This window comes from Acinetobacter sp. YZS-X1-1 (assembly GCF_000804305.1).
GTDB classification, from domain to species: Bacteria; Pseudomonadota; Gammaproteobacteria; order Pseudomonadales; family Moraxellaceae; genus Acinetobacter; species Acinetobacter variabilis.
Window position 1 is genome coordinate 126973 of record NZ_JWHB01000002.1, and the last position, 13156, is coordinate 140128.

Sequence of the window (13156 nt, forward strand, 5' to 3'; positions counted from 1 at the left end):
ACTAAAAGCACTATAAAAATCCATAAATGCAGATTAAAGAGATGATCTGTCCAGTTTCAGTAATCAATATATCTATTCTTATTTGAGGGATGGGATATTTAATAAAAGAAAAATGAATTTGACTGAATAAATTTGATTATTACAGCATTAATAAAGACGATTCAAGTATTGTGTTTTGTATATCTGCAAATGTTGTCATATAATGTGGCACATTTTTATAAACCTGTTATTACCAAATATATAGAGGAAGCCATGCAAGTAACTTCTGAAGCGGTTTCGGGCGTTGCCCGTCGTTTAAATGTTTCTGTACCGACGAGCCGTATTAATGAGCAATTTGAAGCTCGTTTAAAACGCACTGCTAAAACTGCGAAGATCAACGGCTTCCGTCCAGGTAAAGTACCTGTAAACGTAGTTCGTCGTGAATACGGCGCTGGTATCTACCAAGAAGTTGTCAACGACATCATTCGTGACACAGTTTTCGAAGCAATCCAACAAGAAAAAATCAACGCTGTTGGTATGCCAAACATCGAAAAAACTGAAATGAAAGACGACGCTTTAGTTTATGAAGCGACTGTTGAAGTTTATCCAGAAGTTGAAGTGAAATTCGAAGGTCTGGAAGTTGAACGTAAAGCGTCTGAAGTAAATGACAAAGACGTTGAGAAGATGATTGAAAATCTTCAAAAACAACGCGCTTCTTGGGCTGAAACTAAAGGCATGGCTAAAAAAGACATGCAAGTAACTTTCGACTTCGAAGGTACTGTTGATGGCGAAAAATTTGAAGGCGGCGCTGCGCAAGACTTTAAACTTGTTTTAGGTTCTGGTCGTATGATCCCTGGCTTCGAAGATGGCATCATCGGTATGAAGAAAGGCGAAGAGAAAGTGATCGATGTTACTTTCCCTGAAGATTACCAAGCTGAAAACCTTGCTGGTAAACAAGCTCAATTCAAAATCAATGTAAAACTTGTTGAAAAACAAAAACTTCCAGAAATTGATGCTGAATTCCTGAAAATCTTCGGTATTTCTGAAGAAGATGGCGTTGAAAAACTGAAAGCTGACGTTCGTAAAAACATGGAACGTGAAGTGAAAAACGGCCTGCGTAACCAGGTTAAAGGCGCAACTTTCGATGCACTTGTAGCTGCAAACGAAGTTGAACTTCCATCTGCAATGGTTGCTCAAGAAATTGACCGTCAACGTCAACAAATGATCCAGCAGTTCACTCAACAGTTCGGTGCTCAAGGCGCGAAAGCATTTGATTCAAGCATGCTTCCAGATGACCTGTTCAAAGAACAAGCTGAGAAATCAGTTAAACTTGGCGTATTGGTAAGCCGCATTCTTGCTGATGCGAAAATCGAAGTAGATCAAGCGCGCGTTGAAGCTTATATCGAAGACATGGCTTCTTCTTACGAAGATCCAAACGAAGTAATCGAATACTTCAAAAATGACAAGCAACAACGTGCTCAAATCGAAGCAGTTGTACTTGAAGACCAAGTTGTTGATCACATCCTAGCATCTGCTAAAGTGACTGATGCGACTGTAAGCTATGAAGACTTATTGAAAGAGCAACAAGCTCGTCAACAAGGCTAATTCAAGCTTTCCATAAAAAGGCGCTTCGTGCGCCTTTTTTCATATTAGTGATTTCTTGACATATCTGATTTTCACAAAACTAATGCAAAAAATATGATGGAATTATTCGCGATTATTTTGCAATTTCATTGATTATCCCTCATATTGTGATTATGGATTAAGTCACAAAAATTTAGGAATAAATAAACCTATGTATGTTCCAACGATTGAAAACGCTTTAGTACCAATGGTGGTAGAACAATCCTCTCGTGGTGAGCGTTCTTTTGATATTTATTCACGCCTTTTACGTGAGCGGGTAATTTTTCTGACAGGTGAAGTTGAAGACAATATGGCCAACCTGATCGTTGCGCAAATGTTGTTTTTAGAAGCTGAGAACCCAGATAAAGATATTCATCTATATATTAACTCGCCAGGTGGTTCGGTGACTGCAGGTATGGCCATTTATGACACCATGCAATTCATTAAACCGGATGTTGTGACTTACTGTATGGGTCAGGCAGCATCAATGGGCGCATTCCTGCTTAATGCAGGAACTAAAGGCAAACGTTATTGCCTTGAAAATGCACGTGTCATGATTCACCAGCCTTTGGGTGGTTTCAAAGGTCAGGCATCAGATATTGAAATTCACGCACGTGAAATTCTGTTCATTAAAGAACGTTTAAACCGTTTAATGGCTGAACATAGCGGTCAGGACTATGAAAAAGTGGCACGCGATACAGACCGTGACAACTTCATGACTGCTCAGCAAGCGAAAGAATACGGTCTTGTGGATGAAGTTCTAACGAAACGTCCATAAGTTTTAGAGATTGAGATATTGGAGTAAATATGTCCGAACATCCTCAAGGACAAAAGCATTGTTCATTTTGCGGTAAAACGCAGTCTGAAGTCGGAAAGCTGATTGCAGGCGAGGACGCATACATTTGTAATGAATGTGTGGACGTATGCTTAGATTTGGTTCAAACCAGTCAACAGGTCGAAACCAATGACTGGGCGAACCGTCCTTTACCGAAACCGCATGAAATCCGTGCGGCGCTCGATCAATATGTGATTGGTCAGGACGTAGCGAAAAAGACATTATCTGTGGCCGTATACAACCATTACAAACGTCTGAAAGTACAGACCAATGGTAAGAAAGCAGATGATTCCGTTGAAATTGCCAAAAGTAATATCCTGCTGGTGGGTCCGACCGGTTCAGGTAAAACCTTGCTGGCACAAACCCTTGCCCGTCTTCTGGACGTTCCATTTGCCATGGCAGATGCAACAACCCTAACTGAAGCGGGTTATGTGGGTGAAGATGTTGAAAACATTGTACAAAAGCTTTTGCAAAAAGCTGATTACGATGTCGAAAAAGCGCAAAAGGGCATTATCTATATCGATGAAATCGATAAGATTACCCGTAAATCTGAAAACCCATCCATTACACGTGATGTATCAGGTGAAGGCGTACAGCAAGCCTTGCTGAAAATGATCGAAGGTACGGTTGCTTCAATTCCACCACAAGGTGGTCGTAAGCATCCGCAGCAGGAATTCATTCAGATTGATACCTCGAATATCCTGTTCATCTGTGGCGGTGCATTCTCAGGTCTTGAGAAAATCGTACAGCAGCGTCAGGAGAAAGGTGGTATTGGCTTTACTGCAGAAGTCCGTAATAAAGACGAAAGCAAAAAGCTGTCTGAATTGTTCCGTCAGGTCGAAGCGACTGACTTAGTGAAATTTGGTCTGATTCCAGAATTCATTGGTCGTTTACCAGTGATTGCGACTTTAGATGAGCTGGATGAAGAAGCTTTAATGCAGATTCTGACTGAGCCGAAGAATGCATTAACCCGTCAATATAAACATCTGTTTGAGATGGAAAATGTGGACTTAATCTTTGAAGATTCAGCACTACGTGCGGTTGCGAAAAAAGCATTGGAACATAATACAGGTGCGCGTGGCCTGCGCTCGATTCTGGAAAATTCATTGTTAGAAACCATGTATGACTTGCCGAGTCGTAGCGATGTAGGCACTGTGGTAGTCAATGAAGCAGTCATTAATGGTGAAGCTGCACCAGAATTTCTTGCTGAACGTCAACCACATGATGAACCAGAAACAGCGGTAAAAGTTGATTTAAAGGTGGTGAATAGCAAATCTGCTTGATTGCTATTCGTCAGAAACGTGTGAAAACCCCGTGTTTTCGCACGTTTTTTATTTCCAAAAGATAAAAGCAGATGCTAATCTCAACATCTAGGCGTGGACGCCGAAAGCTATAAAAATATATCGCAAAGTACTTACATACAAGAATAAAGACGCAGTGAGGGATAAGCATGCGTGGAGTCGCAATGGTGCTCATCGGCAGTTTGGCGCTGATGGGTTGTCACGGTAAAAAAGCCGTAGTTGAGCCTACACAGCCACTCAGCACTTTAAAAAATATTGATCTTGAAAAAAAACCGGGCTTCGTCGAACAGCATCGGGTGGGGATGTTTACGATTGGTGGCTGGGTCAACCAGAAACAGGGTAATCATTTTCAGGCAGTTAAACCTCAGCATGAGGATGCTGCAATCGTTTATTTATACCGCCCGGATTCCAAATGGAACCGTCAGGAAATTGTCGCTGCCAGCCTATTTATCAATCAGCATCGTATTCCGAGTTTATTGCACAATCATCATTACTGGATTGAGTTGCCTGCAGGTACTTATCGCTTGAGTACCAGTCGTCCTTTAGGTGCGTTGCACTTCCAAAAACCTAAGTATTTGGACTTTACAGTAGAAGCGGGTCAATCCTATTTTATTAAATATGATGAAGAAAATCTAAGCACCCGTCGTAGTGTTCCGGGGCCTCTGATGCTGATGCCGAGCAGTGTGGGCCTCAATGAAATTGCTTTTACCCAGTTAAAATCGGACAGTTTTAACTTTTTTGCACAGGATCAGGAAACTGGGAAAATCCGCAAGAAAGCCCAGAAAATTAAGGCAACTGAATATGATCCATCTACAGATGTGCAGTTAACCACACCGTTTAAACTCTGGGATCCAAGAACCTGGTAATTAATTTTAAAACTCCAATAAAAAAGCACCCAAGTAGGGTGCTTTTTTATCTAGCTTAAATTAGCCTGCAGCAGCGTCAACTACTGGAATCTTGCCAATCTTTGCTTGCCAGATTTTTGGAGCAGTCGCGTGTACAGATGTACCATTTACGTCAACTGCAACAGAAACAGGCATATCTTTCACTACGAACTTGTAGATCGCTTCCATACCCAGATCAGCAAATGCAACCACTTCAGCTTCACGGATTGCTTTAGATACGAGGTATGCAGCACCACCAACCGCCATGAGGTAAGTTGCTTTGTTGTCTTTAATTGCTTCAACAGCAGCAGGACCACGGTCCGCTTTACCGATCATGCCGTAAAGACCAGTTGCTTCTAATACCTGACGAGTGAATTTATCCATACGAGTCGCAGTTGTTGGACCTGCAGGACCTACAACTTCGTCACCTACTGGATCAACAGGACCGACGTAGTAGATAAATTTGCCTTTCAGATCAACAGGAAGTTCTTCACCGTTGTTCAGCATGTCTACCATACGTTTGTGTGCAGCATCACGACCAGTATAGATCGTACCGTTAAGAAGTAATGTATCACCTGGTTTCCAAGAGTTCATTTCTTCTTGGGTAATGTTGTCTAGGTCAACACGTTTAGAAGATGAGGAATCCCAAGTGACTGATGGGTAGTCTTCAAGGCTTGGTGCTTGAATATGCGCAACACCTGAACCATCAAGCGTGAAATGTGCATGACGGGTTGCAGCACAGTTCGGGATCATGCCGACTGGTTTGCCCGCAGCGTGACAAGGATAATCTTTGATCTTGATGTCTAGAACAGTGGTTAAACCGCCAAGACCTTGAGCGCCAATGCCTAATGCGTTTACTTTCTCGAAGATTTCGATACGAAGTTCTTCAAGTTTGTTTTGTGGACCACGACGAAGCAATTCGTCCATGTTGATCTCTTCCATCAATGCTTCTTTTGCAAGCATCATGGCTTTTTCAGCAGTACCACCAATACCGATACCCAGCATACCAGGAGGACACCAGCCTGCACCCATAGTTGGAACAGTTTTCAGTACCCAATCTACGATTGAGTCAGACGGGTTCAACATTGCCAGTTTAGATTTATTTTCTGAACCGCCACCCTTAGCAGCAACAGTGATGTCTACTTTGTTACCTGGAACAAGTTTGTGATAGATCACAGCAGGCGTGTTGTCTTTGGTGTTCTTACGGCCAAAAGCAGGGTCAGCCAGTACAGATGCACGAAGCACGTTAGAGTTTTCAAGATAACCTTGACGTACACCTTCGTTAATCGCATCGTCCAGGCTCATGGTTAAATCAAATTTAACATCCATGCCCACTTCAACAAATACGTTGACGATACCAGTATCCTGGCAGATAGGGCGGTGGCCTTCTGCACACATGCGTGAGTTAATTAAGATTTGCGCGATCGCATCTTTCGCAGCTTTGTTCTCTTCACGGTCGTACGCACGGCTCATCGCTTGGATGAAGTCTTGTGGATGATAGTAAGAAATGAACTGAAGCGCATCTTTAACCGATGTGATCAAGTCATCTTGCTTGATAATAGTTGTCATACAAATATCTCTTGAGCGGGCTGTTAGCTAGCGGGCTAAATTATAAGACAAATGAATCCGGTTGTGGGCGTTTTGCAGGGACATTGGCCGAAAGTTTATAGTTTAAGCAATAAGGCATATTACTTTGGCTGAAAGATTGGTTAAAAATGACAGGTTTTTGTCATATTTACTGTCATATTTCAGCTTAAAGTTTATTTAAATATAATTAAATTTATTTTAAATAGTTGATTTTTATTATTTAATTAAAATTATGAAAATTTCATCATTGTCATATAACTGTCATAAAACTTTTACATAATGCGCTTATCAAATAAATGATGAGTTTTCTTTATGACCCTGACTAGTGTATTGATGGTAATTGCTTTTAGTCTTTATATCGCTGCTACTTGGTTCTACGGCCAGAAAGAAGATCAAGCTTAAGCTTTATCTTCTTTTTTACATTTTAAGAGCTAAAAAATTAGCCTATCTTCAAATCTTCAAATCTTCAAATCTTCAAATCTTCAAATCTTCAAATCTTCAAATCTTCAAATCTTCAAATCTTCAAATCTTCAAATCTTCAAATCTTCAAATCTTCAAATCTTCAAATCTTCAAATCTTCAAATCTTCAAATCTTCAAATCTTCAAATCTTCAAATCTTCAAATCTTCAAATCTTCAAATCTTCAAATCTTCAAATCTTCAAATCTTCAAATCTTCAAATCTTCAAATCTTCAAATCTTCAAATCTTCAAATCTTCAAATCTTCAAATCTTCAAATCTTCAAATCTTCAAATCTTCAAATCTTCAAATCTTCAAATCTTCAAATCTTCAAATCTTCAAATCTTCAAATCTTCAAATCTTCAAATCTTCAAATCTTCAAATCTTCAAATCTTCAAATCTTCAAATCTTCAAATCTTCAAATCTTCAAATCTTCAAATCTTCAAATCTTCAAATCTTCAAATCTTCAAATCTTCAAATCTTCAAATCTTCAAATCTTCAAATCTTCAAATCTTCAAATCTTCAAATCTTCAAATCTTCAAATTACCTTAATAAAAAAAACAATATTTCAATCATCTTGGTCTTGCCACAACATGCCTGTGACACAGTTATTTTTCTTCATTACATTATTAACCTAGAAAAACCCAAAGCCTGAAAACCCTTACACACAGCCAATTTTTTAGGGCTTAAACTGAGGTCTCTCAACTTCTATAAATAGGGCAATTGGAATGAGTAACTTTAATACAAATGACATCAAAGAACATGCTTCAGTAATTGCTTCAGATGGTACTCAAGTTGGTAAAGTGGATCATTTAGAAGGTCAGGACAAGATTAAATTGACAAGAAGTGATGACGAGAATAATGAGCATCATCTGATTCCGATTAGCTGGGTAAGCGAAGTGAAAGATGACAGCGTGATCTTGAATAAAACAGCAGAAGATGTGCACAAAGAATGGACCACGGTATAAGTATGATCGTTGCCTGACTTATTCTGGTTTGGCTTAAATACTCAAACTGGATGTAAGTTTAAAATAGGCAAATCTGATCTGTTAAAGTGGTAAATGCCAGCCCGATCGGCTGGCATTTCTTTTGTGTCATCAATATTTTTATTTTAATTTTATTTACTCATAGAGCAGATTACGAACTTGCATAATTTTTTGAGCTAGACAATCTGTAGATTATAGCTCCTTCAATGATTATTGAGAAAGTTTGTTAAATAGATCACTAAAAAACCACCCGATCTTTTGACCGGATGGTTGTAGAGTGTTAAAGAAAATTAATTAGCTTGCTGATCTGCCTGAATCGCAGTTAAAGCAATGGTAAACACAATGTCATCGACCAGCGCACCACGTGACAGGTCATTCACCGGCTTGTTCAAGCCCTGTAGCATCGGACCGACACTTACGACATTTGCCGCACGTTGTACTGCTTTATAAGTGGTGTTACCGGTATTTAGGTCAGGGAAGATGAACACATTGGCACGACCAGCCACTTGTGAGTCAGGTGCTTTCTGACGGCCCACACTTTCAACTGAAGCGGCATCGTATTGCAGTGGACCATCAATCAACAGATCAGGACGACGCTGTTTAGCAATCTCAGTCGCTTTCGCGACTTTTTCTACGTCTGCACCTGTGCCTGAAGTCCCGGTAGAGTAAGAAATCATAGCAATACGTGGATCAATGCCAAAGGCTTTTGCAGAATCAGCAGACTGAATTGCAATTTCAGCCAGTTGTTCGGCATCCGGATCTGGATTAATCGCACAGTCACCATAGACATAGACTTCATCTGGCAGCAGCATAAAGAATACAGAAGAGACTAATGAATATTCAGGTGCTGTCTTGATCAACTGGAAAGCAGGACGAACGGTATTTGCTGTGGTATGTACTGCACCAGAAACCAGACCATCCACCTGATCAAGTGCCAGCATCATAGTACCGAGTACGACAGTATCCTGTAACTGTTCACGCGCCTGTAATTCATTGATTTTGCCTTTACGCAGTTCAACCATTTTTTCGACATAATTCTCGCGAATCAGGTCGGGATCAATAATTTCAAGATCGTGCGGTAAGTCAATATTACGTGCTTTGGCAACTTCAACCACTTCTTCCGGTTTTGCCAGCAAGATACAGTGCGCAATCCCGCGAGATTGACAGATTGCAGCTGCCTGAATGGTACGCGGCTCATCACCTTCCGGAAGCACAATACGTTTTTTCGCTGCAATCGATTTTTGTACCAGTTCATGACGGAATGCAGAAGGAGACAGACGTGGCTTATAAGAACCATTGATTAGCTGTGCGATCCATTCTTCATTTAAGTGACTGGATACAAAACGGGTCACCTGTTCAGCGCGTTCAGTATCATCACATGGAATTTCATTGCTTAAATTGGCCAGACTTTGGGCGGTTTCAAAAGTGCTGAGTGGCGTATGCAAAATAGGCAGACCATGTTTGATTGCTGTCTGGCAGAACTCCAATACAGTCGAATTTGGCTCATAATGTTCAGTCAGCACCAGTCCTGCCAATGGAATGCCATTGCTGCTCGCCAGGCTACTTGCAAGCAAGACATCAATACGGTCTGATGCACTGATAATCAGCTCGCCAGCCACAAATTTATGTAATTCATGCTCAATATTGGACGCAATTAAACTGCTGTGTAAGACACGGCGCTGCTTTGCTTCACCCAAGTTCACCCAGTCTGCTGAAATATGCGCTGCCAGGTCAGAAATACGTGGCACACTTAAAGTATTGCTGAATGGAACCAGACCAATGACTGGAAGCTTTTCAGAACCAATATGGGCATGGGTTTTTTGAATAGCTGCTATAAATTTATTGGTATCACTAATCAGGCGTAATCCAGGATCTATGGTTACCGGGATCTGTGCAGAATCTTCTGGTAAGCCTTTGGTGCGCATAAACAATACGCCAGCCATACGGGTAGAAGAGGACCCACCTAAATAACGTAATTGGCTTTCAACTTTTTCAGCTGCCACTTCAGGCTGGTTGATATCAGCATTGCTGACAATGATGACTTTGGCATCTAGTGCCTGCGCCAAGGCTGCATTAAAGCTTGGCGCAAAGGTATCGCGGCTATTTGGTACCAAACCTTCAACAATAATCAGGTCGTGATTTTTGGCAATCTCACGATGCAGGCGTACTGCATCTTCAAGCAATTCATCTGTTTCACCAAGATTAAAGCGTTGAATCAGGCTTTCATAAGCAATCGGTTCAACGGTTTCACTTTGGGATAAATGACGATAGAGTGCTGTAGTGCGATCTATTTCCTGGCTTTTTTCCTGTGAAAAAGGTTTCACAAAACCTGCTTTTACCCCTTGGCATTCTAAAGCATATACCAAACCTAAACAGGCTGAAGTTAAGCCGACGCCTTCCCCGGTCGGCACCAATAAAATCGTTTTCATAAGTAATATCAGTCGCGCAATAATAGAAATTAGGTAAAAGGGAACCGGGCTTGCTTATGCAAGCGCAGCTTCAGGTTCAGACTTTTTTGCAGTAGCTTGCTCCACTTCATGCTCTACCACATAATGAGTTTCTTTCGCGATTCGGCCTTCTTCATCAGTCGGAACTACCCAGATTTGTGGGCCTGTACCGTTATCGATCCGGCCTTCAGTGCCGCGCTTCAAACTGCTATTAGCGTCTTTATCCAGGTTGAAACCGAAATGTGGTAAATAAGCCATGGTTTTTTCACGAATATACGCCGAGTTTTCACCAATACCACCGGTAAAAAACAGACCATCAATACGTGGCAGACCACAGCTTAAAGCAGCTAAAGATTTCGCCAGACGGTAGCAGAATACTTCAATCGCAAGAGTCGCATCTTCATTGCCTTGTTCTGAGGCTTCAATCAAAGTACGCATGTCATTAGACAGATTGTCAGATAAACCAAGCAAGCCACTTTCTTTGTTGAGCATCTTGTCAATTTTATATACATCCCAACCTAAGTTTGCAGCCAGGAAGCTATGCAAACTTGGATCGACATCACCACTACGAGTCCCCATCACCACACCTTCAAGTGGCGTCAGACCCATTGAGGTATCTACACTTTGGCCATTCCACACCGCGCAGGTCGAACTACCATTACCGAGATGCGCTGTTAACCAGCCACCTTGTTTGAAGCTGCCCGCAAGTTCAGAACCGCGATCTGATACATAAGCATGGCTGGTACCATGGAAACCATAACGACGTACGCCATATTCGGTATAAAGGAATTTAGGCAGGGCATAACGGTAAGCATGTGCCGGCATGGTTTGATGGAAAGCTGTGTCGAATACTGCGACTTGTGGCAAATCTGGGAACAAACGTTTAGTCGCTTCGATCCCGATCAGGTGAGCCGGATTGTGTAAAGGCGCAAGTGGAGTTGCTTTGCGAATTTTTTCAATAATCTCGTCAGTAATCAGTTCTGCCTTGGTCAGGCTGCCGCCATGTACCACACGGTGACCAATGGCATCCGGCTTGTAATTCGCCAGACGCTCTAAACCTACTTCTAGCGCTTTCTTATGATCTGCAAAAGGAATATGAATATCGACGGGTTCATTACCGACAGTCACACCTTTAATACGGGCATTTTCTGTGCCTAAGTTCTCAGCTAAGCCGTGAATACGGAAATTCTGTTCTTCAAGCAATAGGGCAAACTTGATTGAAGAAGAGCCACAATTAATAACTAATACTGATTTAGACACGATTGTTTACCCGATTCTAATTAAAATTCTCATCCATTTCGTTGACCTGTCTGCTGGCAAAAGCGACACAAGATAGGTCTGTGATCATGTTTTAACATGGGTTTTTTTACTGTCCTAGATAGACTTTAGCCGATTAGACTTAAGCATTATCGACCATAGTGACAATAATAATTAAAATTTATCAGTTCATAGTTTTCATTTATAAATAAAATACTGTTAAAAAATGATCTATCAAACTGTAGCTTATACTTCTTAAAAATAATGTTTATTTATTCTATCTTTTAGGTATGGATATGAAGAAATTATATGCAATTTTATAAAGGTTGCATATTTATTTGAAAATGTCTTTTATTCATCCAATGCATAAAAAATTAGCCTTGCGAACAAGGCTGATTTTATTATCTATTTACTGACGAATCTGACCATCACCGAAGACTACCCATTTCTGGGAAGTCAAACCTTCCAGACCAACCGGGCCACGGGCATGAATTTTGTCGGTCGAAATGCCGATTTCCGCCCCCAGACCATATTCAAAACCATCAGCAAAGCGGGTAGAGGCATTGATCATGACTGAACTCGAATCTACACCAGCTAAAAATTCACGAGCGATGCTGTAATTCTCAGTGATGATTGAATCGGTATGATGCGAGCCATATTTATTGATATGTTCAATAGCTTCCTCAACACCCGATACGATTTTAACTGCCAGAATCGGACCTAGATATTCGGTGTACCAGTCTTCCTCTGTTGCTGCGACTACCTGATTGCCCAAGATACGCTGGGTTTCACGACAACCACGAAGCTCTACCTGTTTTTCCTGATACAGCTCAGCAATTCGAGGCAGGAAGTCTTCTGCAACTTTCTCATCAACCAGCAAAGTTTCCATGGCATTACATACGCCATAACGATGGGTTTTGGCATTTAAAGCAATGGGCAGTGCTTTGAGCAGATCAGCCTGTGCTTCAACATAAACATGACAATTCCCGTCCAGATGTTTAATCACAGGCACACGTGCCTCTTCAGTAATGCGCTCAATTAAGCCTTTGCCACCACGCGGTACAATCACATCGACAAATTCAGTCAGGGTAATCAGCTGGCCAACCGCAGCACGGTCAGTTGTGTTAATCACCTGAACTGACGCTTCAGGCAAACCTGCTACTTTCAAGCCATGCTGGATGGCAGTTGCAATGGCCTGGTTAGATTCCAAAGCTTCTGAACCGCCACGCAGAATAATCGCATTTCCGGATTTCAATGCCAGTGAAGCAGCTTCCAGAGTTACATTGGGACGTGATTCATAAATCATGCCCACTACGCCTAAAGGCACACGCATCTTGCCAAGCTGAATGCCTGTAGGACGGTAAGCCATATCGGTAATTTCACCAATTGGATCTTTCAGGCTGATCACATCTTTCAGGCCCTGTAACATACCTTTAAAGCGTGCGGGGTTGAGTTCTAAGCGATCAAGCAGGGCACTGTCCAGATTGTTCTGGTGAGCTTTATTCATATCAATCTGGTTGGCAGCCAGAATAGCGGCCTGACTGTTTTCTAAAGCGGTATAAATTGCTGACAATGCGCTGTTTTTAGTTTGGGTAGACGCACGAGCCAAAATGCGAGAAGCCTGGCGTGCCTGCTGTCCTACCGTTTGCATGTATTGTTCAATAGACTCTTGCATAGCGGTTCAATCACTTAGAAATTTCACTTTGATATTAACAGTCTGATGCCGGACAATGAAGCCCATCACTTAAAAATCATAAGCTTTTCACTGTTTCTAAACATTTTGAAATTGTTTTATCTTTAA

The 13156-nt window shown here is 41.4% G+C and carries 9 protein-coding genes; 5 read left to right on the top strand and 4 right to left on the bottom strand.

Translation table 11 applies throughout. From position 1 onward, the window contains the following. The first annotated feature begins 252 nt into the window (after positions 1-252). The 4 genes from tig to RJ01_RS01925 all read left to right on the top strand — a co-directional run bounded on the left by tig (position 253) and on the right by RJ01_RS01925 (position 4604). Positions 253-1584 carry a trigger factor gene (gene tig, locus RJ01_RS01910; RefSeq protein WP_005232218.1) on the top strand — a complete coding sequence of 444 codons (1332 nt, stop codon included), beginning with the start codon at positions 253-255 and terminating at the stop codon, positions 1582-1584. A 190-nt stretch (positions 1585-1774) separates the two neighbouring features. Further along, the gene (clpP, locus tag RJ01_RS01915) at positions 1775-2380 is read left to right on the top strand and encodes an ATP-dependent Clp endopeptidase proteolytic subunit ClpP (protein ID WP_004781985.1); all 606 of its coding nucleotides are present in this window, start codon (positions 1775-1777) and stop codon (positions 2378-2380) included. Positions 2381-2409: 29 nt separating this feature from the next. Then, on the top strand, positions 2410-3720 hold the full coding sequence (gene clpX / locus RJ01_RS01920; RefSeq protein WP_005232215.1) for an ATP-dependent protease ATP-binding subunit ClpX: 1311 nt from the start codon (positions 2410-2412) through the stop codon (positions 3718-3720). A gap of 167 nt (positions 3721-3887) precedes the next feature. Beyond that, positions 3888-4604 carry a DUF2846 domain-containing protein gene (locus tag RJ01_RS01925; protein WP_004781989.1) on the top strand — a complete coding sequence of 239 codons (717 nt, stop codon included), beginning with the start codon at positions 3888-3890 and terminating at the stop codon, positions 4602-4604. A gap of 60 nt (positions 4605-4664) precedes the next feature. Here RJ01_RS01925 and RJ01_RS01930 read toward each other — a convergent pair whose 3' ends face one another. Continuing rightward, positions 4665-6191: a fumarate hydratase gene (locus tag RJ01_RS01930; protein ID WP_005232211.1), complete on the bottom strand. Its 1527-nt coding sequence runs from the start codon at positions 6189-6191 to the stop codon at positions 4665-4667. Positions 6192-7393: 1202 nt separating this feature from the next. Between RJ01_RS01930 and RJ01_RS01940 the strand changes: the two genes are divergently transcribed. Beyond that, entirely contained in the window at positions 7394-7633 is a 240-nt protein-coding gene (locus RJ01_RS01940; protein ID WP_004781996.1) for a DUF2171 domain-containing protein, read from the top strand. A 308-nt stretch (positions 7634-7941) separates the two neighbouring features. Here the strand turns inward: RJ01_RS01940 and pta are convergent, their stop codons facing one another. The 3 genes from pta to RJ01_RS01955 all read right to left on the bottom strand — a co-directional run bounded on the left by pta (position 7942) and on the right by RJ01_RS01955 (position 13030). Then, the gene (gene pta / locus RJ01_RS01945) at positions 7942-10080 is read right to left on the bottom strand and encodes a phosphate acetyltransferase (protein WP_034169887.1); all 2139 of its coding nucleotides are present in this window, start codon (positions 10078-10080) and stop codon (positions 7942-7944) included. A gap of 54 nt (positions 10081-10134) precedes the next feature. Beyond that, positions 10135-11358, bottom strand: coding sequence for an acetate/propionate family kinase (locus RJ01_RS01950; protein WP_034169888.1), 1224 nt, complete (start codon positions 11356-11358; stop codon positions 10135-10137). Between the two features lie 406 nt (positions 11359-11764). Next, positions 11765-13030 (bottom strand): glutamate-5-semialdehyde dehydrogenase, encoded by a 1266-nt coding sequence (locus RJ01_RS01955; protein ID WP_005232205.1) that lies wholly within the window; start codon positions 13028-13030, stop codon positions 11765-11767. Positions 13031-13156: the final 126 nt, after the last annotated feature.